Source organism: Acetobacter sp. P1H12_c (assembly GCF_018811975.1).
Classification (GTDB): domain Bacteria; phylum Pseudomonadota; class Alphaproteobacteria; order Acetobacterales; family Acetobacteraceae; genus Acetobacter; species Acetobacter persici.
Genome location: NZ_JACRVR010000008.1, coordinates 67,417 through 93,669, shown reverse-complemented (window position 1 = coordinate 93,669; position 26,253 = coordinate 67,417). Strand labels below are relative to the sequence as shown.

The 26,253-nt window shown below is 59.3% G+C and carries 20 protein-coding genes, 1 tRNA gene and 5 pseudogenes; 14 read left to right on the top strand and 12 right to left on the bottom strand.

Going from position 1 to position 26,253, the window contains the following annotated elements; genetic code table 11:
* The 3 pseudogenes from KP699_RS16745 to KP699_RS07040 form a co-directional block, all read left to right on the top strand.
* Positions 1-109 (top strand): annotated as a pseudogene (locus KP699_RS16745) (IS5/IS1182 family transposase); the annotation flags it as partial.
* 183 nt (positions 110-292) lie between these two features.
* Positions 293-1,306: pseudogene (locus KP699_RS07045) on the top strand (IS630 family transposase).
* Between the two features lie 317 nt (positions 1,307-1,623).
* Positions 1,624-2,847, top strand: a pseudogene (locus KP699_RS07040) (IS256 family transposase).
* On the opposite strand, the gene KP699_RS07035 reads toward KP699_RS07040, so the two are convergent.
* The gene (locus tag KP699_RS07035; RefSeq protein WP_252346851.1) at positions 2,822-3,517 is read right to left on the bottom strand and encodes a transposase; all 696 of its coding nucleotides are present in this window, start codon (positions 3,515-3,517) and stop codon (positions 2,822-2,824) included. The pseudogene KP699_RS07040 and the gene KP699_RS07035 sit on opposite strands and share 26 nt — an antisense overlap.
* A gap of 25 nt (positions 3,518-3,542) precedes the next feature.
* Here KP699_RS07035 and KP699_RS07030 point away from each other — a divergent pair.
* Positions 3,543-4,381, top strand: a pseudogene (locus KP699_RS07030) (IS5 family transposase).
* A gap of 17 nt (positions 4,382-4,398) precedes the next feature.
* Here KP699_RS07030 and KP699_RS07025 read toward each other — a convergent pair.
* Positions 4,399-4,624 (bottom strand): annotated as a pseudogene (locus KP699_RS07025) (transposase); the annotation flags it as partial.
* Positions 4,625-4,885: 261 nt separating this feature from the next.
* On the opposite strand from KP699_RS07025, the gene rfbB reads away from it, so the two are divergent.
* The 7 genes from rfbB (at position 4,886) to KP699_RS06990 (ending at position 12,947) form a co-directional block, all read left to right on the top strand.
* Positions 4,886-5,944, top strand: coding sequence for a dTDP-glucose 4,6-dehydratase (gene rfbB / locus KP699_RS07020; RefSeq protein WP_025828394.1), 1,059 nt, complete (start codon positions 4,886-4,888; stop codon positions 5,942-5,944).
* Positions 5,941-6,852: a glucose-1-phosphate thymidylyltransferase RfbA gene (gene rfbA / locus KP699_RS07015; protein ID WP_025828393.1), complete on the top strand. Its 912-nt coding sequence runs from the start codon at positions 5,941-5,943 to the stop codon at positions 6,850-6,852. Before rfbB ends, rfbA begins: the two co-directional genes overlap by 4 nt.
* Before the next feature lie 49 nt (positions 6,853-6,901).
* Positions 6,902-7,459: a dTDP-4-dehydrorhamnose 3,5-epimerase gene (gene rfbC, locus KP699_RS07010; protein ID WP_077930844.1), complete on the top strand. Its 558-nt coding sequence runs from the start codon at positions 6,902-6,904 to the stop codon at positions 7,457-7,459.
* 15 nt (positions 7,460-7,474) lie between these two features.
* Positions 7,475-8,380, top strand: a complete 906-nt coding sequence (gene rfbD / locus KP699_RS07005; protein ID WP_077930843.1) for a dTDP-4-dehydrorhamnose reductase — start codon at positions 7,475-7,477, stop codon at positions 8,378-8,380.
* A 119-nt stretch (positions 8,381-8,499) separates the two neighbouring features.
* Entirely contained in the window at positions 8,500-9,489 is a 990-nt protein-coding gene (locus KP699_RS07000; protein WP_308164891.1) for a glycosyltransferase family 2 protein, read from the top strand.
* Between the two features lie 186 nt (positions 9,490-9,675).
* Positions 9,676-12,276: a DNA translocase FtsK 4TM domain-containing protein gene (locus tag KP699_RS06995; RefSeq protein ID WP_374196898.1), complete on the top strand. Its 2,601-nt coding sequence runs from the start codon at positions 9,676-9,678 to the stop codon at positions 12,274-12,276.
* The gene (locus tag KP699_RS06990; RefSeq protein WP_215762093.1) at positions 12,273-12,947 is read left to right on the top strand and encodes an RluA family pseudouridine synthase; all 675 of its coding nucleotides are present in this window, start codon (positions 12,273-12,275) and stop codon (positions 12,945-12,947) included. The genes KP699_RS06995 and KP699_RS06990 overlap by 4 nt, the downstream gene beginning before the upstream one ends.
* On the opposite strand, the gene KP699_RS06985 is transcribed toward KP699_RS06990, so the two are convergent.
* From KP699_RS06985 to KP699_RS06960, 6 genes are read right to left on the bottom strand one after another with little or no spacing between them, the layout of a single operon-like run.
* Complete coding sequence (locus tag KP699_RS06985) at positions 12,944-14,125, bottom strand: glycosyltransferase family 4 protein (protein WP_215762092.1); 1,182 nt, start codon at positions 14,123-14,125, stop codon at positions 12,944-12,946. The genes KP699_RS06990 and KP699_RS06985 overlap by 4 nt on opposite strands.
* Positions 14,126-14,157: 32 nt before the next feature.
* Positions 14,158-14,829, bottom strand: a complete 672-nt coding sequence (locus KP699_RS06980; RefSeq protein WP_077930839.1) for a glutathione S-transferase — start codon at positions 14,827-14,829, stop codon at positions 14,158-14,160.
* A gap of 13 nt (positions 14,830-14,842) precedes the next feature.
* Positions 14,843-15,961, bottom strand: a complete 1,119-nt coding sequence (gene mnmA, locus KP699_RS06975; RefSeq protein WP_215762091.1) for a tRNA 2-thiouridine(34) synthase MnmA — start codon at positions 15,959-15,961, stop codon at positions 14,843-14,845.
* 37 nt (positions 15,962-15,998) lie between these two features.
* The gene (locus KP699_RS06970; protein ID WP_179194632.1) at positions 15,999-16,313 is read right to left on the bottom strand and encodes a ferredoxin family 2Fe-2S iron-sulfur cluster binding protein; all 315 of its coding nucleotides are present in this window, start codon (positions 16,311-16,313) and stop codon (positions 15,999-16,001) included.
* Positions 16,301-17,500 carry a cysteine desulfurase family protein gene (locus tag KP699_RS06965; RefSeq protein ID WP_215762090.1) on the bottom strand — a complete coding sequence of 400 codons (1,200 nt, stop codon included), beginning with the start codon at positions 17,498-17,500 and terminating at the stop codon, positions 16,301-16,303. Before KP699_RS06965 ends, KP699_RS06970 begins: the two co-directional genes overlap by 13 nt.
* A gap of 43 nt (positions 17,501-17,543) precedes the next feature.
* Entirely contained in the window at positions 17,544-18,692 is a 1,149-nt protein-coding gene (locus KP699_RS06960) for a cysteine desulfurase family protein (RefSeq protein ID WP_215762089.1), read from the bottom strand.
* A gap of 420 nt (positions 18,693-19,112) precedes the next feature.
* Between KP699_RS06960 and KP699_RS06955 the strand changes: the two genes are divergently transcribed.
* Positions 19,113-19,778 (top strand): alpha/beta hydrolase, encoded by a 666-nt coding sequence (locus tag KP699_RS06955; RefSeq protein WP_025828379.1) that lies wholly within the window; start codon positions 19,113-19,115, stop codon positions 19,776-19,778.
* A 126-nt stretch (positions 19,779-19,904) separates the two neighbouring features.
* Here KP699_RS06955 and KP699_RS06950 read toward each other — a convergent pair whose 3' ends face one another.
* Together KP699_RS06950 and cysS are read right to left on the bottom strand one after the other, a co-directional pair.
* Positions 19,905-20,672 (bottom strand): RNA methyltransferase, encoded by a 768-nt coding sequence (locus KP699_RS06950; protein ID WP_215762088.1) that lies wholly within the window; start codon positions 20,670-20,672, stop codon positions 19,905-19,907.
* Positions 20,669-22,039, bottom strand: a complete 1,371-nt coding sequence (cysS, locus tag KP699_RS06945; RefSeq protein WP_077930836.1) for a cysteine--tRNA ligase — start codon at positions 22,037-22,039, stop codon at positions 20,669-20,671. The genes KP699_RS06950 and cysS overlap by 4 nt, the downstream gene beginning before the upstream one ends.
* A 134-nt stretch (positions 22,040-22,173) precedes the next feature.
* Here cysS and KP699_RS06940 point away from each other — a divergent pair.
* A tRNA-Thr gene (locus KP699_RS06940) sits at positions 22,174-22,248 on the top strand.
* 200 nt (positions 22,249-22,448) lie between these two features.
* Complete coding sequence (locus KP699_RS06935; RefSeq protein ID WP_215762087.1) at positions 22,449-23,852, top strand: caspase family protein; 1,404 nt, start codon at positions 22,449-22,451, stop codon at positions 23,850-23,852.
* Between the two features lie 35 nt (positions 23,853-23,887).
* On the opposite strand, the gene KP699_RS06930 is transcribed toward KP699_RS06935, so the two are convergent.
* Positions 23,888-25,237 (bottom strand): folylpolyglutamate synthase/dihydrofolate synthase family protein, encoded by a 1,350-nt coding sequence (locus KP699_RS06930; RefSeq protein WP_215762086.1) that lies wholly within the window; start codon positions 25,235-25,237, stop codon positions 23,888-23,890.
* Positions 25,238-25,248: 11 nt separating this feature from the next.
* On the bottom strand, positions 25,249-26,172 hold the full coding sequence (accD, locus tag KP699_RS06925; protein WP_215762085.1) for an acetyl-CoA carboxylase, carboxyltransferase subunit beta: 924 nt from the start codon (positions 26,170-26,172) through the stop codon (positions 25,249-25,251).
* Positions 26,173-26,253: the final 81 nt, after the last annotated feature.

The following is a 26,253-nucleotide window of genomic DNA, read 5'->3' as shown; positions in this document are numbered from 1 at the left end:
CATCCGAACTGTCGGTATTACCCGGGCCACCATGAGGATCGGGCTGGCCAATATCGTCTACAACATGCGCCGCTTCCTCTTCCTGCAGCGGATCAGCACCACAGCGTAGCTATCAAGCGGGTAACAGCTCCCAATCTGCTCAAAACGCAGACCGGATGCCATCGCAAAAACCGTCAATCAAATCGCCAAAAGCCAGAAATTACCCGCCAAGCACATCAGTCAACGGTTCTTCGATCCCTCCAGGTGACGCGAAGGGCTTGTTCTGATTCTGTTGTGAGAGGGAGGATCGGGAATGGCTGGTGCGATTGCCTTACGGACGGATTATACGGCTTCTGCGTTACGGGGTCTGGCCTCTCGTACGCGGGATGCGAATGTTGCACGGCGCCTGTTGTCTCTGGCTGCGGTGCGCGACGGTGCCAGCCGGGGCGAGGCGGCGCGGATCGGCGGCATGGATCGGCAAACCCTGCGGGACTGGGTGCACCGGTTCAATGCTGCGGGGCCGGATGGTTTGCGGGACCAATGGCGCAACGGGTCGGTCTGCCGCCTGACAGCGGACCAACTGGCAGAATTATCGGCGCTGGTCACGACAGTGCCTGACCGTGCCCGGGACGGCGTGGTGCGCTGGCGTCGGGTCGATCTTCAGCGGGTCATCGAAGAGCGTTTTGGCGTCTCCTATCACGAACGCCATGTCTCCGCCCTGTTGAAGTGGCTCGGGTTCAGCCATGTCAGCGCGCGTCCGCGTCACCCCGGACAGGATCCATCCGTCATGGCTGCATTTAAAAAAACTTTCCCACGATCCTGAGCGCCCACACCGGGCATCTGCCCAGAGGCAGGCGGATTGAACTCTGGTGGCAGGACGAGGCCCGCATCGGGCAGAAGAACGGTCTTGTCCGACAATGGGCGCGGCGTGGTACCCGACCACGCCAGCCTGCCGATCAACGCTATGAGAATGCCTGGCTGTTCGGCGCAATCTGCCCCGCACTCGGCAAGGCGGCAGGCTTGGTGTTGCCGTTTACCGGCACGGCCAGCATGCAACTGCATATCGAGGAAATCTCACGCTGCGTCGCACGCGGCGCGCATGCTGTCGTCCCGCGCGCCCGAACTGAACCCGGTCGAGAATATCTGGCAGTTCCTACGCGCCAACTGGCTGTCCAACACCGTGTTCAGCGGCATCGAACACATCATCGAAGCCGCATGTACCGCATGGAACAACCTCACCGCCATGTCACAGACCATCCGTTCCATCGGACTCAGAAACTGGGCTCATATTAGGTCAAAGGTGATAGCCCTTGGTATGATCTTCTGAAGCGGGTTCTGGAAGCTGGAGTTGCAGGGGCATCAGCCCGCTCGATTGCGGCGCGGTTCGTAGTTGGGATTTCGACAGCGATCCGCTGGCTGCGTCGGGAACGCGAGAGCGGTGAGCGGACACCCCGTCGCCAGGGCAAGCCGCGCGGGTTACGGCTGGACGCGCACGGAGCCTTTATTACCGACATGATCGAAGCACAGAAAGACATCACGCTCAACGAGATGATGGCGCGCCTGCGAAGTGAATTTAGCATTCGAGATGGGACTATCCTGAATTTTGTGCGGTGTGGTGATAACCTGCTCGAAGAGGAGCCCCGCATGAGCATTGATAAAGACCTCCTGGAGGGCCTGATGGAAGGACGTTCCCCCGGCGACCTGTTTGGCAGGACCGGCATCCTTTCGGAATTGACGAAGGCACTGGCGGAACGGGCGCTCAGCACGGAGATGACCATTCATTTCGCCGAAGAACGCTCCGATGACGCCTCTGCCGAGGATAACCTGCCGCCCCATCGCAGAAACGGCAGAAGCCAGAAGACCGCGACCACGGAGAGCGGCAAGGTTGTCCTGGATATTCCCCGGGACCGGAACAGCACGTTTGACCCGCTGCTAATCGCCAGATATCAGCGTCGCTTTCCCGAGTTCGACCGCAAGATCATCAGCATGTATGCCCGGGGCATGACGACCCGCGAGATCCAGGGGCATATTGAGGAAATCTACGGCATTGAGGCCTCGCCGAGCCTCATTTCCGCGATCACCGACGCGGTGATGGAGGAGGTCACCGCCTGGTAGAACCGCCAGCTGGAACCGTGCTATCCGATCGTTTTCATGGACGCGATCCGGGTCAATATCCGTAGTGACGGGACTGTCTCGAACAAGGCCGTCTTCGTGGCGCTCGCGATTCTACCTGACGGTACAAGGGACATTCTGGGACTGTGGCTCCAGGAAAACGAAGGCGCCAAATTCTGGGCCAAGGTCCTCAGTGACCTGCGCAATCGGGGGGTGCAGGATATCCTGATCGCCGTCGTCGACGGGCTGAAGGGTTTTCCGCAGGCTATCGAAGCGGCTTTCCCCAGGACCCGCATTCAGACATGCATCGTTCACCTGCTGCGTCATTCCATGAGCTTTGCCAGCTACAAGGACCGAAAGGCCGTCGCCACCGCTCTCAAGGCACTCTATACGGCAGTGGACGCCAGCGAGGCCGAGGCAGCCCTCGGCAGGTTTGAAGAAAGCGATCTGGCCAGACAATACCCGGCCATCGCACCCAGTTGGCGCAGGGCCTGGAATGAGGTCATTCCGTTCCTTGATTACCCCCCGGAAGTGCGCAGGCTGATTTACACAACAAATGCCATTAAAGCTATGAACGCAAAGATCCGTCGTGCCGTGCGCACCCGCGGCCACTTCCCCAGTGACGAGGCCGCAGCAAAATTGATTTACCTGGCGCTCAATGCTACCTCATCAGAGTGGAAGCGCTCAGTGAGCGAATGGTATGCTGTCAGATGCCAGCTCGCCATCATGTTCAAAGACCGTTTCCCAATGGCCTGAAAAAAATGCCACCGCACAAAACTCTACACAGTCTCGTTGCCCTGGATCGATAGGCACTGTCTGCCCAGACCTCGGAACTGGTATTGTTCGTACTGACGACCTGCCGGAGAAGACGCCCGTCCGCCTCTGACGCCGAAGTCACCGCCATGCCTCGGATGAAGCCGAAGCGTCGGTCGATGCTGATGTGCGATTTGTAGCCGAAGACCGGCAGGGCGATCATGGGGAGCGGCGCCCCATCTGCCCGATACCGGACTTTTCCGCCGACCTTGAGTGTCCAGCGCGCGTCGGTATCCTTCTGTGCGGCCTTGTTCGGCTGGTCCGGCCAGATGTCTCTGGCGCTCTTCTCCAACTTAATCGCTTCGCGTTCGCCCTCGGTGTTCCGCTGTCTTGGCGCCGGCACCAGCGAGGCGTCCACAATCTGCCCGGACATTGGAATGTAGCCCGTCTTCTGGAGTTGCCAGTCAAAGGCCCTCATCACCCGCCTGAGTGTTCCCGTCTCGGTCAGGCGATTGCGAAAATGCCGGATCGTGTTCTCGTCCGGCGTTCGATCCCCAAGCGACAGCCCCAGAAATCGCAGCCAACTCAGCCGATCGCGGATCAGGAACTCCATCCGGGCGTCTGAGAACCCGATCCGAAAGTTTTTGAACAATACCAGCCTGTTGTGATTCATCCGTCTTTGCGAAGAGATGGAGTGAATGGTGACATGGACTGGTATTACCGGACGTGAACATAGCCGGGAAGGGTTGCGATATCCATCGGATATGACGGATGGGGAGTGGGCTTTGATCATACCGTTTGTGCCCCCGGCGAAACGGGGCGGTCGCCCCCGCACGACGGATATGCGCGAGGAGGTCAACGCGATGCGATACATAGCCTCGGCCGGGTGTGCATGGCGCGTGCTGCCGAAATGCTTTCCGCCGGTCTCGACCGTCAGGCGCTATTTTTACGCCTGGCGTGATGCCGGAGTGTTCGAAGTCATGAATATACGGTGCTGGTCATGAGCCTGCGCGAGATCGAGGGGCGTGAAGCCTCTCCGAGCGCGGGCGTGATTGACAGCCAGTCGGTGAAAACCACGGAAAGTGGCGGGCTTTCGGGCTATGACGCGGGGAAGAAGGTCAAGGGCCGCAAGCACCATATCGTGACGGATACCTGCGGCTTCCTAATCTTTCTCCTCGTTCATGGGCCCGACATCCAGGACCGTGATGGGGCCGTTGATGTCCTGGCAGCGATACGCAGGCGCTTTCCCTGGTTGCGCCACGTCTTCGCTGATGGCGGCTATGCTGGCGACAAATTGCGATCCGCGCTCGCCTCCATGGGAAAATGGACCCTCGAAATCATCAGGCGGTCCGATACGGCAAAGGGCTTTCATATCCTGCCGCGCCGCTGGATGGTTGAACGGACATTCGCCTAGCTGGGACGGTGCAGGCGGCTCGCCAAAGACTGGGAACAATCCATTGCTTCCTCAACCGCATCGACATTGATCGCCTCGGTCCGAATGCTCACACGACGGACTGCAAGGCATTGTCAGGGTTGAAAAACTTTCGGATCAGGCTCTGACAGATTATGCTGCGCCTGCAGGATCAGGGCCTTGAACATCATCACCGGATCAAACGGTGGGCGGCCACCTTTGCTACCGTCTGAATAGGCCAAAGCCTGCTCCAGATCGGAACGGAACACTTCAAAATCCACAGTTCGGAAAAACGCTTCGAGTTGGCCACCAAGCCCATTCAGCCGGGCAAGCCGCTCTTCAACATCAAAAAAAACCAAGCTGTTTCATGATTCATACCCCAATCAACTCAGGGGAAATGAAATCACAAAGGCAGTCTCAAAACCAGAGAGTTTTTCGAACCATCGAACCATCGAACCATCGAACCATCGAACCATCGAACCATCGAACCATCGAACCATCCAAGTCTCATAAGCCAAGCACGAGAAAATCGCAAATCCACCAAGATTGCTGGCAGAGGCCGCTCTTCTGAGCTATGCCGGATATCGGAGATTTCAATCGTTTGTTTTGGTTCACAAAAACGGAATATCAATGCGCATCTTATTAACAGGCGGCTGCGGGTTTATCGGGTCAGCGGTGATCCGTCATATTATCCGCGATACGAACCATTCTGTCCTGAATGTGGACTGCATGACCTATGCGGCGTCCGAAGAAACCGTGGAAGACGCCGCGGAAAGCGGGCGTTATGAATTTGCCCGCGCCAATATTGTGAACGGCAGCGAGCTGAGCCGCCTGTTTGAAACATTCCGGCCGCAGGCTGTCATGCACCTGGCGGCTGAAAGCCATGTGGACCGCTCCATTGATGGTCCGGGGGTGTTTATCCAGACCAACGTGGTCGGCACCTATTCCCTGCTGGAAGCCGCCCGGAAATACTGGCTGACGCTGGATCAGGCTGAYCGCGCCGCGTTCCGCTTCCATCATATTTCSACCGATGAAGTCTTCGGGGCGCTGGAGCCGAACGACCCGCCCTTTACGGAAACCACGCCYTATGAYCCGCGCAGCCCGTATTCGGCCAGCAAGGCGTCCTCCGACCATCTGGTCCGCGCMTGGCATCATACCTATGGCCTGCCGACATTTGTCACGAACACCACCAACAATTACGGCATCTGGCACTTCCCGGAAAAGCTGATCCCGCTCATCACCATCAACGCGATCGAAGGCAAGGACCTGCCTGTCTATGGCGATGGCAAGAACGTGCGGGACTGGCTGTTTGTGGAAGACCACGCCGAAGCACTGGTCAAAGCGGTTGAAACCGGTGTGCCGGGYGAGACCTACGCCATYGGCGCCCGCCAGCCRCGCACCAATCTGGAAGTGGTAGAGACCATCTGCAACGTTCTGGACGAGCTGCTGCCTGACCCCGCYGGCCCGCGCACACGCCTGATCCGGTTTGTCACAGACCGCCCCGGCCATGATTTCCGGTATGAAATTGACCCGTCCCACGCGGAAAAAGCGCTGGACTGGAAAGCAAARCACACRTTTGAAACCGGCATCCGCCGCACCGTGCAGTGGTATCTGGACAACCGCGACTGGTGGGAAGGCATCCGCGCCCGCCGTTAYACAGGCAACAGACTGGGAAGCACCGTAGAATGACACAGAAGCCTGCACTCCAGACAAAAATGAAGGGTATTCTGCTGGCCGGTGGTTCCGGAACGCGCCTGTACCCCATGACGCTTGCCGCCAGCAAACAGTTGCTGCCGGTTTATGATAAGCCGATGGTTTATTATCCGCTCTCCACGCTGATGCTGGCGGGGATCCGGGATATCATGATCATCAGCACCCCCGCTGATCTCCCGCAGTTCAAGCGCCTGCTGGGAGACGGGTCTCAGTTTGGCGTCACGTTTGAATACCGGGCTCAGCCTTCTCCGGACGGAATTCCGCAGGCCTTCCTGATTGCGGAAGACTGGCTGGATAACTGCCCGTGCGCACTGGCACTGGGTGACAACCTGATTTTTGCGGACCATCTGAGCGCTGCCCTCCAGACCGCCGCCATCCGCCCGACGGGGGCAACGGTTTTTGCGTATCAGGTCCGTGACCCGGAACGCTACGGCGTGGTGTCCTTTGACGAAACAGGCCGCGCACTGAGCATTGTTGAAAAACCGAAAGAGCCGGTTTCCAATTGGGCTGTGACCGGCCTGTATTTCTATGACAACCGTGTGCTGGACTTTGCCAAACGGGTAAAACCTTCCGCCCGCGGTGAGCTGGAAATTACAGACCTCAACCGCTTCTATCTGGAAGAAGGCAGCCTGCACGTGGACCGTCTGGGCCGCGGCTGCGCCTGGCTGGATGCCGGGATTCCGGACAGCCTGATGGAAGCTGGTCAGTTTGTGCACACCATTCAGGCCCGTCAGGGCATGCTGGTTGGCTCTCCGGCGGAAGTTGCCTTCCGGCTCGGCTTTATTGATGCGGACCAGCTCCGCGCACATGCCTCCCGCATGGGGAAAACAGAACTGGGACGGCTGCTGATGCAGGTCGCCAACACGGTTCAGCCCGCAGGCTGAACCACCCCTTTCTCTTTCCTAACCGTTTGCAGACAGGAGCTTTCTTTTCATGAAAGTCGAACGCCTTGCCATTGAGGACGTGATTCTGGTCACGCCCCCGCGTTTTCAGGACAATCGTGGGTTTTTCTCTGAAACCTATAATATCGACCGGATGCGGGATGCCGGGATTACCGAGCCGTTTGTGCAGGATAACCAGAGCCTTTCCCGCCAGAAAGGCGTGATCCGTGGCCTGCACTGCCAGCTGGCACCCTATGCGCAGGGTAAACTGGTCCGCTGCACCAAAGGCGCCATCTGGGATGTGGCTGTCGATGCCCGCACCGGCTCCCCCACCTATGGCAAATGGGTCGCGGCGGAACTGTCTGGAGAAAACTGGTCCCAGCTCTGGATTCCGCCGGGCTTCCTGCACGGGTTCTGCACCCTGACGGAAGACGCGGAAGTGCAGTACAAATGCACCGGCCTTTACAATAAAGCGTCTGAACGCGCGGTGATCTGGAACAGCAAAGAATTGGCCATCGACTGGCCCGTGAAAATGGAAGACGCCGTGCTTTCTGAAAAAGATCTGGAAGCTCCGGAATTTTCCGCCGCCAAAGGCTGGTTTCACCTGTAATCAGGAGCAGAACTCATGAGTCGTCTCGCACAGAACGGTGGCCCCATTCTGGTCACGGGTGGCAAAGGCCAGTTAGCGACATCTCTGGTCAATCTGGGTGGGCCGCGCATCCGCTGCGTTGGTCGCCCTGACTTTGACTTCGATAAACCCGAAACAATCGCCGCAACACTCAATGCCATCAAACCGGTTGCTGTGGTCAATGCCGCGGCATGGACTGCGGTGGATCTGGCGGAAAGTGAGCAAGACGGAGCAGCCCGCGCCAACGCGACCGGCCCCGAAGAACTGGCCCGCCTGTGTGCTGAACACGGTATTCCGCTGATTCATGTCTCGACGGATTACGTGTTTTCCGGGGATAAGGGCGCGCCGTACGTTGAGACAGACCCGGTTTCTCCCGAAACGGTTTATGGCCGCACCAAGGCCGAGGGAGAAAGCAAGGTTCTGGCGGCCAACCCCAAAACTATCGTGCTGCGTACCTCATGGGTTTATTCCGCCCACGGGAAAAACTTTGTGCGCACCATGATCAATGCCGGAGCCAAAAACCCGGCTCTGAAAGTGGTGGGGGACCAGAAAGGCAACCCGACCAGCTCTGACGATCTGGCGGATGCTATTCTCTCCATTCTCGCTGTGATTGAAAAAGACGGCTGGAAAGACTCCTTTGCAGGCATTTACCACGCCTGCGGAACGGGAGAGACAACCTGGCATGGTCTGGCTGTTGCCGCCCTGCAGGATGCCGCAACGCACGGCCAGACAATGCCTGACGTGACGGCCATCCGTACGCAGGACTGGCCAACCCCGGCCAAGCGTCCTGCTGATTCCCGTATGGATAACAGTAAACTTACGCGCGTTTTCGGCGTTACAATGCCTGCTTGGCAGGAGAGCGTGCGGAAAACTGTTCACCAGATTTTTGCGCAGACAGCGTAAAACAGTGTGCAAAACTGTCTGGATGGTCTGAAATTTGACAGATTTTCCAGACAGTCTTCTTCTATAGCCAGTCCCGGGCAGGTTTTAAGATTATATGGACTGAAGGAAGAACAGCACAGGTGCAGCAAACAAGCCAGCACGCGCTTATAAAGCACCGGAATACTGCTGCGGGCGATGGCTCTTCCGTCGCTATTCTTCTCTCTCTTTATAACGGCGCCTCCTATTTACAGCAGCAATTAGACTCCCTCCGGCAACAGACATGGTCCAACTGGACGTTGTTCTGGCGGGATGATGGCTCTACTGACAGCACCCTTACCATCATGCAGCAATTTACCCGCGCCGTGGGGCCTGCACGCTGTGTGGAAGTTCCGGCCGGGAAAGGCGCGCATCTGGGGGTCACAGGCTCCTACGCAACCTTGCTGGAGCAGGCACCGGTTGAGGCCGCTGTCGCATTTTGTGATCAGGATGATGTCTGGTTTCCGGACAAGCTGGAGCGCGGGATGCATGCGCTGGCGACCGTACCGAGCCAGACCCCGGCCCTTTATTGCACCCGCCAGACATTGACCAACAAAACGCTGACCCCTCTCAGCCTGTCACCCGAATTGCCAGACGGCACCAGCTTTCTGCCCGCCATGACACAGAATATCGCGACGGGCTGCACGCTGATGCTGTCACCTGCCGCCTGTGCCCTGCTCCGCAAAGCGATGCCCGCACCGACGTTTCTGCTCCATGACTGGTGGGCGTATCTGATGGTGGCCGGGGCTGGTGGGCGGGTTCTGACAGACAATCAGCCGTCACTTTTCTATCGCCAGCATGAGAAAAACGCTGTGGGGGCACGCAGCCATTTCCTGCTCCGCGCTCTGGCGGCCCTCCGGCGTGGCCCGACGGCGTTCATGAATATTTTCCGCGCCAACACGCTGTATCTGCTCCGCCGCAAGATGCTACTGGCCCCGGAGACCGTCAAAGCTCTGGATCTACTGCAAAAAACACAGCAGCCGGGCTGGCGCGGTCTGCTCACCCGAGTCTCAGCTTTGCACCGCCTGAAACAGCTCAGACGCCATAAAACGCTTGAAGATCTGGTTTTCAGGGTCTGGTTTTTGCTGGGATGAGCTTTTGTTCCAGCGTTTTGCAGAAAGACTCGCCCTGCAACCTTCTTTAGGACACCAGTTCAGGCTAGGTTACGGTCAGTTTCCTGTGGAAACATCCATCATCAACCCTTCGCCGCCGGTCGCCCTTCTCTGACAGAAGCGGGCACGGGCGGCCTTTTGGAGTCAGGATCCAGGCCCTTGGCGCGCGTGAGCCACTCAAGATCTTCCGATTACGTCACCTCCCCTTACAAGAGCGCGTTCCGTCTGCGGCTTGAAGAAGGCGGAGGGATTTTGCTGTGTCTGCTCGCCTGCGTTTTGCTGGTTGCACTGGTGACATACAACCCGAACGATCCCTCGTTTAATACCGCAACCGGCCAGCCTCCCACCAATCTGCTGGGCATGCCCGGGGCCGTTCTGTCTGACACTCTGTTACAGGGAATCGGGCTGGCGGCGGTGCTGCCCTCCCTGATTCTGTTTGCGTGGGGCTGGCGCTTCCTGAGCCACCGGCTGCTGGGGCATGAGGCCCCTCTGGTGTTCGCCCTGCGGTGTCTGGCGCTCATTTGCCTGCTGCCTGTGGCCGGAGCCTTGCTGGCCGCCATCCCCCTCCTGTTTACGGCTCTTCCCCCCATTCACTGGCCCACGCAGGCCGGGATTGGTGGCGGAATCGGATTCTCCATTGCCCAGACGTCCCTCTCTGCGGGCACGGCCGCCGTTGGCCCGGCCGGAGGCATGGTTATCTGGATTCTGGGCGTGCTGCTGGCCATCCTGCTGACAGCCCTGTGCACAGGCCTGCGGCGTGAGGAATGGCTGACACTCTGGCGCGGGATGCTGGTGCTGGTGCGCCTCCCCGGCCAGCTTGGCATGCGCTTTGTGCGGTATTATGCCAGCCGCAAACCCCAGACAGAGGAAAATGCCGGCCCCTTAGGCGGATACGCCACGGGGGAGGAAACCTCCTACGCCAGAAGCAGCGGTGGCAGCACGGGCCACAGCCTGTTTCAGGATGAGGACGAGGAAGATGAAGGCCCGCTGCCGGCCCGCTCTGCTGGAACTACGCCTGCCTTCCATGACGCGGACGAGGACGAACCGGCTCCTGCGCACGCTGCAACACCGGTGCGGGAAGAGCCTGCCGGAGCGTCTGGCCTGACTCTGGAACCTGCCCCCTCCGCTACCGCCCCGCAGGAGCGGAATGGTCTTCTGGGTCGGTTGTTTACGGGTAAGGACGCCACGGCACCGGGCAGCGCAGCCAAAACCGTCAAAGCCGCCAAGACGTCCGCCTCTCCCACAACCCGGAAAGGTGGATGGGAACTGCCGCCGCTGAGTCTGCTTAAACCTGCACCGGCTCATACCCAGCATGGCCCCTCGGAAGAGGACCTTAGAAACACCGCGCATAATCTGGAACAGGTGCTGTGTGACTATGGCGTGCAGGGCAAAATTGTCGGCATGAGCGCCGGGCCGGTTGTCACGCTGTATGAACTGGAACCGGCCGCAGGCATCCGCTCCGCCCGCGTGATTGGTCTGGCGGATGACGTGGCGCGCTCCCTGTCTGTGCTGAGCGTGCGTATTGCCACGGTTCCAGGCCGGAATGTGATCGGGATTGAAGTTCCGAACAAGAAGCGGGAGACGGTTTACCTGTCCGAACTGCTGAACCAGCCGGACTGGCGCGATGACCCGGCCCATCTCTCCCTTGCTCTTGGCAAGGATATTGAGGGCGAGCCTGTTTTTAGTGATCTGGCCCGCATGCCGCATCTGCTGGTGGCTGGCACCACCGGGTCCGGTAAGTCGGTTGGCGTGAACGCCATGATCCTCTCGCTGCTCTACCGGCTTTCCCCGGATGAATGCCGCCTGATCATGATTGACCCCAAGGTGCTGGAACTCTCCATTTATGACGGTATCCCGCACCTGCTGACTCCGGTGGTGACAGAACCGCCCAAAGCCGTAAACGCCCTGAAATGGGTGGTACGGGAAATGGACCGCCGCTACCGCACCATGGCGCATTTGCAGGTGCGCAATATTGCTGGCTACAACGCCCGCGCGGCGGAAGCCCGTGCGGACGGGGAAGTTGTGGTACGCCGGGTGCAGACCGGGTTCGACCCGGAAACCGGCAATCCGGTGTTTGAGGAACAGTCCGTCACGCTCGACCCGATGCCTTACATCGTCGTGATTATCGACGAGGTGGCCGATCTGATGATGACGGCAGGCAAGGAAATTGACGCCTGCGTACAGCGTCTGGCCCAGAAGGCCCGTGCTGCGGGCATCCATGTGGTCATGGCCACACAGCGCCCCTCCGTGGACGTGATTACCGGCACCATTAAAGCCAATTTCCCGACCCGGATCTCATTTCAGGTGATCAGCAAGTTCGACAGCCGCACCATTCTGGGTGAGCAGGGTGCCGAACAACTCCTCGGGCAGGGTGACATGCTGTTCATGCAGGGGGGCGGGCGTATTACCCGTGTGCATGGGCCGTTTGTGGCGGATAATGAGGTAGAGCAGGTCGTCAACTTCCTGAAGGAACAGGGCGAGCCGATCTATGATGACGACGTTCTAGCCGAACCCGTGGATGAAGCCCCGGCCAGCAGCGGCAAATCCGGCGGCGGTGGCGATAACGGCGAATCTGATATGTATGATGAAGCCGTGGCCATTGTGACGCGGGAAGGCAAGGCGTCCACCTCCTTCGTGCAGAGGCACCTGTCCATTGGCTACAACCGTGCTGCCAAGCTGATTGAGCAGATGGAGCGTGAAGGCATTATCAGCCGGGCCGACCATGTGGGCCGCCGCAAGGTGCTGACAGGCCCTAACCGCGAGGAATGACCAAACCTCCGCCCTGCCCATTCCCGCTCACGCTGCTGTATCAGGACCAGCATGTGGTGATTCTGGATAAGCCCGCCGGTGTGCCGGTGCATGCCGGGCCGAAGGGCGGCCCCTGCGTGGAAGACTGCTTCCCTCTGCTCTCCCGCCGCAAGGATGGGCCGTGGCTGGCGCACCGGCTGGATACGGAAACCTCCGGCTGTCTGGCTATTGCGCTGCGCAAACAGCCCCTGCTGGCCATGCAGAAAGCCTTTACCGACAAAACCGCCCGTAAAACCTACTGGGCAGTTGTGGAAGGCGGCCCGGAGGCTGAGCAGGGCACGATTGCCCTGCCGCTTACCAAAACAACCGCCCCCTCCGGCTGGCGGATCATCACCGACCCGAAGGGCGCGCCCGCCCGGACAGACTGGCAGGTGCTGGGGCGCGACGCAGGCCTATGCTGGCTGGAGCTTACACTGCATACAGGCCGCACCCATCAGGCGCGTGTGCATTGCGCGGCCATGGGCTGGCCCATTGTGGGGGATACGCTTTATGGCCACCCACACCCGCAAGGGCTGCACCTGCTGGCCCGTAGCCTGACATTGCCGCTGACGCCGCCTGTTTCTGCCACAGCGCCCCCGCGTGCCGGGATGCAGGAGGCTTTGCGCACCTGCGGGTGGCGGCAGGACCGTTAAGCGCGGAACACGCCTTTCCAGCGCCATTCCCGTACAAGATCCTCATGCAACAGACGGCGTTTTTCCCGCATGACAGCAGCATCAAACAGTCTGGCGCGGGCACGGCCAGCCTGCCCCGCTTCCGCCCGCAAGGCGGGTGAGACAATGAGCTGTTCCAGAGCTGCGGCCAGTGTGTCCGGATCATCCGGGTCTGCGTAAAGTCCCGCCTCTCCCACCACATCGGGGAGTCCCCCGCGATGGGAGGCCACAACCGCCGCCCCGCACCCCATGGCTTCCAGTGCCGCCATGCCAAACGGTTCCGGCCAGCGGCTGGGTACGACCACGATTGCAGCGCGACTCATGGCCTGCATCACAGCCTCATGTGGCTGATAACCAAGCAGCACTACGCCCGCCTGCTGGGCCTGCGCGCGCAGCGCCGTGAGAAACGGTGTTTCCGGCGAGTCTGCCCCAAAGCGATCCGCGCCAATCATGTCTGCCCGCCAGCCTGTATGGCGCGGCAGAACACGCGCACAGGCAGTGACAAAGGCATCTGCCCCTTTATCCGCCACAATGCGTCCGGCAAACAGCACCACCGGGTCACGCTGCGGCACAGGCGGAGGCAACTTAGACAGATCAAGACTATTCGGCAGAACCCGCACGCAGGAGGTCACACCCTGACTGATAAAGCGGCCACGCACCCATTCTGACACCGCGACAACAGCCACCGCCTGCCCCAGATGCTCCCGCTCCGCCGCAGTGCGGGCGCGCCGCATCCCGCAAGGGTCATTATGCAGCACCAGACTCACTGGCAGGCCGGGACAGGCTTTTCGCAATGCCAGAGCCACATCTGGCCGGTTATGCACTTCAATCAGATCCGGGCGCACGGACCGGACAAGGGCCGCTACCCCGGCCACATACCGCTGAATCCGGCTGAAGGGCCGAAAGACCGGGACCACAGGCGCAAACCGCACCCCCGCAAACGGTTGCCCGGCCGGGGCAAGCCCCGCCACGGTTTCCGTGCTCTCCGCCATCCGCCGCACCAGCAGCGCAATGGCTCCGGCCTCACCTGAAGCAAAGCGTTCTCGGGGGGGCAGGACCGTCAGGACGCGCGGTGCAGAAATGGAAACCTGCGCCTCTTTCCCCCCGGCACCGCCCGCAGGCAGCCCCGCCTGTGTGCCACTGGGGCGAGAGACACTCATGCCTGTCTGGCCATCAGGGACAATCGCCCTGATCAGGCCAGAGATTCATAAACGTCCAGATACCAGTCTTCAGGTTCCTGCGCGGCCTGATCATACCATTCGCGCATCAGCGGATGCTGGCGCACGGCCTGCATATAGGCGCGGGAACTATCAGACAGGCCCGGCACATCGTAGGACAGGAAGCGGGCGACGATGGGCGCATACATCGCGTCAGCATTGCCAAACTCTGCGCCAAACAGAAACGCGCCCTCCTGCCCGAAGCGCGTCCGGGCATCGGTCCACAGCGCATCAATCCGGGCAATATCTTTCAGCACGTCCTCATCAAACCCGGCTGCGGGTGGCCGCTTATCCCGCCCCAGATTCATGGGCAGCGCCGCCCGCACAGCCCGGAAGCCGGAATGCATTTCCGCAGAAATGGAGCGGGCTACCGCACGGGCACACCGGTCCGCAGGCCACAGGTCCGGGTCCTGCTCCGCGCAATATTCCGCAATAGAGAGCGAATCCCACACCACGGCCCCATGATGTTCCAGATACGGGACGCATCCGTTAGGAGAGAGCGTCTTGAGTGCCGTGGTCTTGCCGCCACCGGCCAGAGGAATGACATCAATATCAACACTCAGCCCGGCCAGCCGGACTGACAGCCAGCCCCGCAGAGACCATGAAGAATAACGCTGCGTGCCTATGACCAGTCGTCCGTCTGCCATCGTCTCTCTCCTATCAGGCTGCTGATATTGCGTCTGCCCCGGCATCTGTAAGCGGGTCAGACTGAGTTTCTGTCCGGCGAATAAAGCCGCCGCCCAGAATACGGCTGCCATCATAAAACACACAGGCCTGACCGGGAGCAGGCATGGCGGGTTCTTCCAGCAGAACGGTCGCACCCTCTGGTGTTGCCATGACACGGGCCGCGCGGGGCTCTTCCCGCGCGCGCATCTGCACCCGGCAGACCAGCCCCTCCGGCGGGGCATCAACAAGCCAGTTCACATCCCGCACAGAAAGCGTCGTGACAAAGGAGCCTGAACGCGGGCCGATCACCACGCGTTTACGGCCCGGCTCCACCCCCACCACCATCTGGCGCTCTCCGTCCAGACGGGCGGCATTGCCCAGCCGTTTGCTCTGGCCAACAGTAAAGCGCATCACGCCCTCATGCTGGCCCACCACACGGCCGGTGCTGTCCACAATCTCGCCAGGGCCAGCCATTTCGGGGTGCATTTTTTCAACAAGGTCCACGTAGGACCCATCACTGACAAAGCAGAGATCCTGACTGTCCGGCTTGCCGGCAACCACCAACCCGAACTGCTCGGCTTCCGCGCGCACGGCAGCCTTGTCCGGCATATCGCCCAGCGGGAAGCGCAGAAAATCAAGCTGCTCCCGCGTGGTGGCAAACAGGAACCAGGACTGGTCCCGCGCCTCATCCACCGGGCGGTGCAGTTCCGGCCCGTCCGGGCCTTCCACACGGCGCACATAGTGGCCAGTCGCCATGGCATCCGCCCCGATTTCCTTCGCAAGGCCCAGAAGATCGGTAAATTTCACGCCCTGGTTACAGGCCACGCACGGAACCGGCGTCTCGCCAGCCGCATAGGCATCAGCAAACCGCTCGATCACGCTGTCCTTAAACCGGCGTTCCGCATCAATCACATAATGCGGGAAGCCCAGACGGTCAGCCACAGCGCGGGCATCCCGGATATCCTGCCCGGCACAGCAGGCCCCTTTTTTGGCGGCCCCGCGGGAATCATAAAGCTGGAGGGTCGCCCCGATCACCTCGTGCCCTTCTGCCTGAAGGCGGGCGGCAACCACGGAACTGTCCACCCCCCCGGACATGGCCACAAGAATGCGCATCGGCGCGTCCCCTTATTCTCTCGTGTTTAAAATCGCGTCAGGCCGTGCGCGGCAGGCGCACAACAAGACCATCCAGCGCGTCTGTCATAACAATCTGGCAGCCAAGGCGGGATGTTTTTTCCAGACCGAAGGCCAGATCCAGCATATCTTCTTCATCATCCGTGGCAGCCTCAAGCTTCGGCGCCCAGGACGGATCAACAACCACGTGGCAGGTTGCACAGGCCAGAGAGCCTTCACACGCGCCTTCAAGATCAATGCCATGCTTGTGGGCAATTTCAAGCACAGAAAGGCCGAGCGGCGCATCAACCGTGCGTTCGGTTCCGTCCTGTTCAACAAAGGTCATCTGGGGCATGCGTTTTCTATCCTGCCAGTACTGTCTGTAATCATAGCTGTCTGTGTCATAGCGGCCTGCACCAGCCTGTCTGCCGCGCGCTCCGCCTCGGCGGCTGAGGTAAAGCGTCCCGGGGAGAGACGCAAGCTTCTTCCGGCCTCATCCCGCCCCAGCCCCATGGCTTCCAGCACGTAGGACGGGGCAATTTCCGCCGAAGAGCAGGCCGAACCCAGAGACACCGCCACCCCCGGCATGGCGTCAATCACATCCAGCGCCCGCTGCCCTTCCGGCAACCGCAGGCTGAACAGACCCGGCAGACGCGGGGAGGCTTCAGCATTCACCACCACATCCGGCAGGCTCTGCCGCACACGCGCCAGAAAGATGTCCCGCAGATGTGCCAGATGCGCGGCGTCCTGCTCAGCCTCCGCCCGCGCAATCCGGCAGGCCTCCCCGAATCCGGCCAGCAGAAAACCGGGCAATGTGCCGGACCGCAGCCCGCGCTCCTGCCCGCCGCCAGAAAACAATGGCTGCACCCTGACCCGGGGCCTGCGCCGCACAAACAGAGCCCCGGCCCCTTTGGGGCCATAGAGCTTGTGGGAAGAAAGAGACCCTAACGCCAGCCCGAGACGCCGCACATCCACAGGAATTTTCCCGGCGGCCTGCGCCAGATCGGAATGGAGCAAAGCCCCGGCCTGCTCCACCAGCGGCGCAAGCGTTGCGAGGTCCTGCAACACGCCGGTCTCATTATTCGCCGCCATGATGGACACCAGAGCAGTGGGGACCTCCAGCGCCTTTTGCAAAACAGCCGGGTCCAGCAGCCCGCTGGCGTCTACCGGCAGAATAACAGGCTCAAACCCCTCCTGAGCCAGATCGCGCACGCTTTCCAGAACGCATTTATGTTCCGTCGCCACCGTAATCACCCGGCGGCGCGGGCTGCCCATGGCCGCCAGATGGCGGGCCGCCCCCTTGATGGCAAGGTTATTGGCCTCTGTTGCGCCGGACGTAAAAATAATCTCGCGCGGGTCTGCCCCAATCAGGGCCGCGACCTCCGCCCGCGCACGCTCCACCAGATCCGCCGCCTTCCGGCCGGACGCATGCGTGGTGCTGTGCGGATTCCCGTTATCCTGCTCAAGGGCGTTCAGCATCACAGCCCGTACACGCGGGTCACACGGGGTGGTTGCGGCATGATCGAAATACAGCGCGTCCATAACCTCCCTTTCTTCTCCTCTCTCCGGCTCTTCCGTGATCTGCTCAGCCCGCAAAGGTGGGGGCAGCACTCTGCGCCATGCCCTCATACGCCCGGATAAACTGATGTATGTCCTCTTCCGTCACATTCCAGGGCAGGGACACCCGAATGGACTGTCCGGCCAGATCCCCCAGCCCCATGGCGTCCAGCACATGGGAGACAGCAACCTTGCCGGAAGAACAGGCAGACCCGGCGGACACACAGACACCCTCCAGATCAAGCCGCATCAGTTGCCCCTGCGCCTTGCGCCCCGGCAGGGAGAGGTTCGTGGTGTTGGCAAGCCTTGGGGCCGCACCCCCATTCACCACGGCACCCGCCGCACATGCCGCCTGCTCCAGCCTGTCCCGCAAGGCGGCAAGAGGCTGGGCCGGCTGCGCCAGAGAGGCCTGCAAAGCAGCCACCAGACCAGCCAGTGCGGGCAAGGGGGGCGTGCCGCCACGGCGGCCCTGTTCCTGCCCGCCCCCTTCAAACAACGGCTCCAGTCGCGCCGGGGCCGGACCACGCAGCAGCAACGCCCCGGCCCCTTTCGGCCCGCCCATCTTGTGGCCAGAGAGAGCAAGGCTATCCATACCCATCTCTTCCACACAGAGTGCCATCCGCCCCGCGGCCTGCACGGCGTCCACATGCAGATGCGCGCCATGGCTCTGGCAAAGGCGCACAATCTCGGCCATGGGGTGCAGAACTCCAGTCTCATTATTAGCCAGCATCAGGCATACAAAAGCCGGGCGGCCACCCTGTGCGAGTGCAGACTCCAGCACGTCCAGCCGGACCTGCCCGCTGGCCTCCACCGGCAGCCAGCTCAGCGGCGCGCCTGCGGGCACACCTTTCCGCACGGCATCATGCTCTGTCTGCCCCACCAGAAAGCGCCGCCCCTGCCCAAGCCCGTGCATGGCCAGAACATTGGCCTCCGTGCCGCCAGACGTAAAAATGCAGTTGAGCGGCGCAACGCCGAGTGCTCTGGCCACCTGATCCCGCGCCTCTTCCAGCACGGCGCGCGCCATGCGCCCGGCACTATGCACGGAGGACGGGTTGCCCGTCAGATCAGCCGCCGCAAGCATGGCCTCCCGTGCCTGTGGCCGCAGAGGTTCCGTGGCGTTCGCATCCAGATAAGCCCTGCGGGACGTCTCACCCCGGCTCTGCGCCCAGAGACTCATTGATCTGCTCCTTCTGCCCTTCAAATACCCGTGCGTTCCCCTGCAAGGGGCACAAAACAGCCATTAGAACGATTTATGTGGAAATTATGACCGCACACCCCTTATAGAGGGGCCATGGTCAATACCATACAGTGCAGCAAGGTGAGGTTTCGCAGTATGCCCCTGCCAGCAGCAAGGTCAATCTCGGATTTTGCGCCTCACCCCTTTTTCTGCCTCCTGCATGATACCATGTCCATAACAGACCGTTTCTGCCGCGCCTGTTCTGGCCTGCGGCGGTGGTTGGCCTGTTTTCTGACTGTTTTGCGGGCCGCCTGACCCGCCTGCACCGGCTTGTAGCGTGGCATCGCCCCCTGCCGGAGCCTTTGCTAAACCGGGATGCGTCATGCCCACGGACGCATTTCAAAACCATGCGGAACCCGAATGCCTGAGGTTATGTTTGCCGGCCCGGACGGGCGTCTTGAAGGGCGTTACCACCATTCCAACCAGCCCAATGCGCCTCTGGCGCTGGTGCTGCACCCGCACCCGCTGCACGGCGGCACAATGAACAACCGCATTACCTACGCCATGTACCGGTCCTTTGAGAAAATGGGCTTTTCGGTCATGCGCTACAATTCCCGTGGCGTCGGGCGGTCTCAGGGCCGGTATGACGGCGGAATTGGTGAAATTTCCGATGCCGCCGCCGCTCTGGACTGGATGCAGATGGTCAACCCGAACGCCAGCGGTCTGTGGATTGCAGGTTATTCCTTCGGGGCCTTTGTTGGCATGCAGTTGCTGATGCGCCGTCCGGAAATTACCGGCTGGATCAGCGTGGCCCCTCCGGCCACCTATTATGACTTTGGCTTTCTGGCCCCCTGCCCCTGTGGCGGCCTGATGATTGCAGGCGGCAAGGATGACATGGCGCCGGAACCCGCCATCCATAAGCTGGTGGACAAGCTGAACACCCAGAAGGGTGTGACGGTGGATTACCGCGTCTTCCCGGATGCCGACCATATCTTTGCCAAACAGGCCGATAAGGTTACGGCAGCGCTGGAAGACCATGTGACGACAGCCATGGCGCACCGCAACATGCCACTGGCCGCTGACTAAATATCGTGTTGCACGGGGCGGATTTTCCGCAAATCTGCCCCGTGACAGCCACCCGCCAGACCGCACCCAGCAGGCATTACGGTCTGAGCATTTAAAGCGTTTTTAAAACCGCTTCCGGGGTCTTGGTTATTTTCTGCGCGGATGCGCCAGTTCCCGTACCACGCCATGCAGCGTACGCAGTTCCTGCTCCGTCACTTCCCCACGTGTGAAAAAATGCCGCAGGTTGCGCACCATGCCGGGGCGCTTCTGCTCATTATGCAGAAAACCGCATTCATCCAGCTCACGGATCAGATGCCCCATGAAGTTTTCCAGCTCACCCTTGGTCGCAACATGGGTCTCGTTGGTCATGAGTTCACGCGGTGCGGTCTGATCGTCCGCCAGCCACCATTCATACGCCATGATCATGACGGCCTGCGCCAGATTGAGCGACATGAAAGCCGGGTTTAAGGGGTAGCGAATCAGCGCATCCGCACGCGCCATATCCTCATTATCCAGCCCGGCGCGTTCCGGCCCGAACAACAGGCCGACCTTCAGCCCCCGGTTTGTCGCCGCCCGCAATTCCGCGGCCCCGCCACGCGCCGTCATGACTGTTTTGACAATGTGGCGAGGGCGTGGGCAGGTGGCAAACACATGGTGCAGATCAGCAATGCCATCATCCACGCTCTCATGCACGGTCGCGGCTTCCAGAATCCGGTCTGCCCCGGAGGCCGTGCGCCAGGCGCGCTCCTGCGGCCAGCCATCACGCGGGCTGACAAGCCGGAGGTGGAACAGGCCGCCATTCGCCATGGCGCGGGCCGTGGTGCCAATATTTTCTGCAAGCTGCGGGCGGACCAGAATGACAACCGGCGTGTTGCCAACAGGCTCCAGCGGAGCCCCGCCGTCACGCCCGGTCATGCGCGCCTCCAGATGGTGCCGTCTTTTGTATCTTCAAGCACAATCCCCTGCCCCTGAAGCTGGTCACGCAGGGCATCCGCCCGCGCAAAATCACGCGCCTTTTTGGCCGCGGTCCGTTCCGCAATCAGGGCATCAATCTGCGCGTCTTCATCCGAATGGTCACCCTTGAACCATTTTTCCGGGTCTTCCTGCAAAAGGCCCAGAAGGCCCGCGCCCGCCTTGAGCGCCCCGGCGGCCGTTCTGTCCCCCGCCAGTGCCTGCCCGGCCAGAACATGCAGTTCAGCAATGGCCATGGGGGTGTTCAGATCTTCCGCCAGTGCCCTGAGCACAGTCTCCGGAGCCGCGACATCCGGCACGGGGCCAGCGGCCAGCGCACGATAGAACCGGTCCAGCACCTTGCGGGCCTCCTGCAATCCGGCCTGCGTATAATTCAGGGTCGAGCGATAATGCGCCCCCAGCAGCAGCAGGCGCAGCGCCTCCGCCGGAGCCTGTTGCAGCACGTCCCGAATCGTCAGGAAGTTGCCGAGCGATTTCGACATCTTCTCGCCTTCAACGAGCAGCATGGCATTATGCACCCAGTAATTGGCAAACTTGCCCTGCGGGAAGCAGCACAGGCTCTGGGCGCGCTCATTTTCATGGTGCGGGAACAACAGGTCGGACCCGCCGCCGTGAATATCAAAACTTTCCCCAAGGTAGCGGTGTGACATGGCCGAACATTCAATATGCCAGCCCGGACGCCCCCGGCCCCACGGGCTCTCCCAGCCCGGTTGGTCCGCATCCGAGGGTTTCCAGAGCACAAAATCACCCGGATTTTTTTTGTAGCCCGCTACTTCCACACGAGCCCCGGCCACCAGTTCCTCCGGGTCCCGGCCAGACAGCGCCCCGTAAGACGGAAAAGACGCGACGGAGAACAGCACATGGCCATCTGCCTCATAGGCGTGGCCGTTTTCAATCAGGCGGGCAATCAGGGCCTGCATTTCACCAATATTATGGGTGGCGCGGGGTTCAATATCCGGCGGCAGCACATTCATGGCCGCCAGATCCTGATGGAACTCCTCCGTCGTGCGCTGGGTCAGGGAGGCGATATCCTCCCCGTTGGCGCGGGCGCGGGCGGTAATTTTGTCGTCCACATCCGTAATATTACGCACAAACGTCACACGCGGATAGGCCTGCCGCAGGAACCGCACCAGCACATCTGCTGTCAGCATGGCGCGCAGGTTGCCGATATGGGCCAGATCATAGACCGTGGGTCCACAATAATAGACTTTTACGTGCTCCGGATCGAGCGGCGTAAACGGCACGGTCGCGCGGCGCTGACTGTCGTGCAGAGAGAGAGCTGGCAGGGGTGCGGAAGCAGAGTGCGGCATAAGCGACTAGATGCGCCAGCGTGTGGTTCGATGCAATATCCGCACAACCAAAAAACTGCGGTAAGATTGAAAACCGGACCTTGACGCGCCGCACGTTTTACAGTTTTAATCCGCCCCTGCACGTCATGTGCTGTGCCCTTATAGCTCAGTGGTAGAGCAACCGCCTTGTAAGCGGTAGGTCTTCAGTTCAAATCTGAATGGGGGCACCATTTTTTCCAATAAACAGTCAGACATTACGTATACAGCACAAATAGTATGAGTAATTTATGCTTTACCTGCAATTCACAATCCCATCCTTATCTGAACAGCCATACAAATTAGAATGGGCAAAACGCTTCCTCTCATTTACACTCTAAAAACTATATTGGCGGTAATTTAGAAAGCTTCCAAAAAATTCAAGAGAGGGATCATGGGACAAAATATAGCAGTCTTAGTTGGCAATACACGATATGATGAATTATCCTCTCTAAGTTGCTGTAAAAATGATGTTGAGGAATTAAATAAACTTCTAACAGAAACAAAAAAATTTCATCATATTGCCAAATTTATAGATGAAAAAGTTAATACTGTGAAAGATTCCTTACGGGATTTGGCAAAATTAGATGAAGATTGCGATGAAATATTTTTTTATTTCACAGGGCATGGTCTTTCAAACACTAATGATTTCTATATGTGCTTCGAACATTTTAAAGAAAATTCTCCCAACACAACAGGAATATCACATACAGAAATACTATCACTACTTAGAAATTTCCATGCCAAAACTTCAGTAATAGTTATTGATGCTTGTGAAGCTGGCCGCAATTTAATCAAATCAGACACATCTCCTTTGTCGGGATCAACAAAGGTGGGCTTTAAAAGTTTTATACAGTTTTCATCATGTACGGAAAGCCAATATTCTCTTGCGGGAGATGAATTGAGTCTTTTCACTAGCGAGTTTATCAAATCCTGCCTTCAAAAAGAATTGGGAGTTGTATATTACTCTGACGTAGAAAGCGCATTGCGCGATGCGTTTTTAAATCATATTTCTCAGACCCCACATTTTATACGTCAAGGCATAGCTCACGAGAAATTTTGTAACGACGCCACTTCTCTCAGTGACTTTCGTAATGAATTTTTGAGAATATCTGATAGTAAAGCTCAAGAAGAGATAATTTTACCTGTATCTCAATTTACATTAGCCAAAGAAAAAATTGAAAAACAAGTGCCTACTATGGATGCCGCACAAGCTTTTATTAATGGAGTTTTTGAAACTACCTTAGAAACTGCGAAAAATATGTCAGAATTAGAAGATTTTTTTCAAATCAAAACAAGTCATCATAATAGCTTTGATTTTGTCGAAAATAAGAAAACAATAATTGATTTATTAGAACGTCGTGGTAATTCTGATTTTCTTACCCATGGTTATATAGAAAGAAAAAAGAAAGAAAATCAAAATGATATTTTCGGAGTTAGCGTAATTTCAGCACTTGGAATTGGCGCTGGATATACTGAGATTTACCATCTATATAACAATTGTGAATTGAAATCTGTACATAGCATTTTTTATTTTAATCCAAAATCAATCGCAATGAATCAAATTGCTTGCGAAATCGTGTTTTTACCTCGACTGACAGAATGTTTGATACTCACCAGCAACTCTCAACGTCGTCGTTCTAGTTGGAATTCCTTTAGCGCTCCTGATGAGACACAAAGATGGAAATGGTCACATTACTCATGGCATGCAAATCCGATTGAAATTGGCATCCACTATGCGAACGAACAATACAAATATATAGAAAATTATATAATGTCCTTTAATGAAGAAAAATAATATTTATTCACCCCTAAATAAAATAGAATTATATTTTAAGCACCAAATACCCAGCCATCCTGTGTCAGTGCCACACCGGCCAGATAGAGGCTCCCGCAGATCAGCACACGGGCGGGCTGACCATCTGACCGGGCCTTGAGAGCGTCCAGCGCCCGGACCAGCGTGGGGCCAACCTGCGCCTTGCCAGCGGAGGCCTCCACAATCGCTTCAACTGGCAGAGCCAGATGCTGCGTGGGTTCACTAATGGCCCACAGCGTGGTGGCGTAAGGCAAAACCGGGTTCAGAAAGCCCGAGGCATCCTTGGTCTGCTTCATGCCAACCAGCAGATGGAGGGGTTCATCCCCCCATGTCTGCAATTCCTGCGCCAGCGCGTGGCCCGCACCGGGGTTGTGGCCGCCATCAAGCCACAGCTCCCAGCCTGCGGGCAGGCTTTGCGCCAGTGCGCCATGCAGCCGCTGCATCCGGGCGGGCCATGAAACCTTGCCCACACCCTGCCAGCCGGCCTCCGGCACGCTCAGTCCGGACACACGCAGCGCCGCCACAGCCAGACCGGCATTTTCCATCTGCCATGGGCCGGTAAGCGCCGGAGCAGGCAGCGTAAGCGAGCCCTGAGAATCGGTAAAAATCAGGCTGCCATCTTCGGCGGCCACGCCACTGGAGACCACAGGCGCAATCTGCCAGGCCTCCCCACGGCAGGCGAGCGGCGCACCCACCGCGCGGGCCTGCGCTGCCAGCACACGCTGCACGGCCTCTGGCTGCGCGCCGGTTACAGCAGGCACACCGGGTTTGAAAATCCCGGCTTTTTCCGCGGCAATCGCTTCCAGCGTGTTGCCCAGAAAGGCCTCATGATCCATGGAAACAGAGGTAACAATGCAGGCCGCCGGGTGCTTCAGCACATTGGTGGCGTCACACCGGCCACCCAGACCGACCTCGATAATTGCCAGTTCCGCCGGATGGCGGGAAAACAGCAGGAAGCCCGCCGCCGTCAGCACCTCGAACACCGTGATGGGCGCACCGGCATTGACCTGCTCAATTTCCTCCAGTGTCGCGACCAGTTCGGCCTCGCTCACCAGCGTCCCGGCAAGACGGAACCGCTCCGTAACATCCACCAGATGCGGCGAGGTCATGACATGCACCCGCCAGCCAGCGGCCTCACCAATGGCGCGCAGTGTGGCGCAGGTGCTGCCCTTTCCGTTGGTGCCCGCCACATGGATCACGGGGGGGAGGTTTTCTTCAGGGTGCCCCAGCTTGCCCAGCAGGGTTTCCAGCCGCCCCAGTGAAAGATCAATCAGCGCCGGGTACAGGCGGTTCAGCCGTTCCAGCACTTCTCCGGTGCGGCCTGAAAACTCAGTTGTTGGCGCGGAGCCGCCCGTAGAGGATGTCACGCGCGGAGTACTCAGGCCGCAGGAGCGGCAGGGGCTGCATCCGACACAACGGCGGGGGCCGGTTCAGCCTTCCCGTCTTCCGGTGTGGCAGGCGCGCGCATCAGCAGGCCGATCACGCGGGCCAGTGTCTCCCGCATCTCCTTGCGGGACACCACCATGTCCAGCATGCCGTGGTCCAGCAGATATTCGGACCGCTGGAAGCCTTCGGGCAGTTTTTCCCGCACGGTGTCTTCAATCACGCGCGGGCCTGCAAAGCCGATCAGCGCATTGGGTTCGGCAATCTGCACATCGCCCAGCATGGCGAAGGAGGCCGTCACGCCACCCGTGGTCGGGTTGGTGAGCACCACAATATACGGCAGCCCTGCTTCCTTCAGCATCTGCACCCCAATGGTGGTGCGCGGCATCTGCATCAGGCTGATCGCCCCTTCCTGCATCCGCGCGCCGCCGGAGGCGGTGAAAATGACCAGCGGGGACTTTTGCAGCACAGCCAGACGGGCCGCCGCCACAAAACGCTCACCAAAGGCCGCACCCATGGTGCCCGCCATGAACTCAAACGCCATGACGCCCACAACGCTCGGGTGCCCGCCAATGGTGCCGTGCGCCACAATCAGGGATTCATCCAGATGGCTTTTGGCGCGGGCGTCTTTCAGGCGGTCGGTATATTTTTTCTGGTCCCGGAAGCCCAGCGGGTCGACCGGGGCTGGCGGCAGTTCAATCCGGGTGCATTCCCCGTTATCAAACGTCCATGCCAGACGGTCAGGCACCAGTGCCTTCATGTGATGCCCGCAATGGGGGCACACATTCATGGCGCGATGCAGTTCCTTGGTCAGAATCATCTGACTACAGGACTCACAGTTGGTCCACAGATTATCCGGCACATCACGACGCAGAAGGCCGCGAATTTTGGGACGGACGTATTCGGTGATCCAGCTCATCTTGAACCCTGCAACTGCGATAAATCAAAAAATGGGAGCATAGCCCTGTTAGCAGCGTGCCTTACGCTGCTTGCGCCGTCC

Bases quoted from the DNA above. Each gene is read 5' to 3' on its own strand.
- KP699_RS07035 (WP_252346851.1), bottom strand. From the start codon at position 3,517: ATGAATCACAACAGGCTGGTATTGTTCAAAAACTTTCGGATCGGGTTC.
- rfbA (WP_025828393.1), top strand. From the start codon at position 5,941: ATGACACAGAAGCCTGCACTCCAGACAAAAATGAAGGGTATTCTGCTG.
- rfbC (WP_077930844.1), top strand. From the start codon at position 6,902: ATGAAAGTCGAACGCCTTGCCATTGAGGACGTGATTCTGGTCACGCCC.
- rfbD (WP_077930843.1), top strand. From the start codon at position 7,475: ATGAGTCGTCTCGCACAGAACGGTGGCCCCATTCTGGTCACGGGTGGC.
- KP699_RS06990 (WP_215762093.1), top strand. From the start codon at position 12,273: ATGACCAAACCTCCGCCCTGCCCATTCCCGCTCACGCTGCTGTATCAG.
- KP699_RS06985 (WP_215762092.1), bottom strand. From the start codon at position 14,125: ATGAGTGTCTCTCGCCCCAGTGGCACACAGGCGGGGCTGCCTGCGGGC.
- KP699_RS06980 (WP_077930839.1), bottom strand. From the start codon at position 14,829: ATGGCAGACGGACGACTGGTCATAGGCACGCAGCGTTATTCTTCATGG.
- mnmA (WP_215762091.1), bottom strand. From the start codon at position 15,961: ATGCGCATTCTTGTGGCCATGTCCGGGGGGGTGGACAGTTCCGTGGTT.
- KP699_RS06970 (WP_179194632.1), bottom strand. From the start codon at position 16,313: ATGCCCCAGATGACCTTTGTTGAACAGGACGGAACCGAACGCACGGTT.
- KP699_RS06965 (WP_215762090.1), bottom strand. From the start codon at position 17,500: ATGGACGCGCTGTATTTCGATCATGCCGCAACCACCCCGTGTGACCCG.
- KP699_RS06960 (WP_215762089.1), bottom strand. From the start codon at position 18,692: ATGAGTCTCTGGGCGCAGAGCCGGGGTGAGACGTCCCGCAGGGCTTAT.
- KP699_RS06955 (WP_025828379.1), top strand. From the start codon at position 19,113: ATGCCTGAGGTTATGTTTGCCGGCCCGGACGGGCGTCTTGAAGGGCGT.
- KP699_RS06950 (WP_215762088.1), bottom strand. From the start codon at position 20,672: ATGACCGGGCGTGACGGCGGGGCTCCGCTGGAGCCTGTTGGCAACACG.
- cysS (WP_077930836.1), bottom strand. From the start codon at position 22,039: ATGCCGCACTCTGCTTCCGCACCCCTGCCAGCTCTCTCTCTGCACGAC.
- KP699_RS06935 (WP_215762087.1), top strand. From the start codon at position 22,449: ATGGGACAAAATATAGCAGTCTTAGTTGGCAATACACGATATGATGAA.
- accD (WP_215762085.1), bottom strand. From the start codon at position 26,172: ATGAGCTGGATCACCGAATACGTCCGTCCCAAAATTCGCGGCCTTCTG.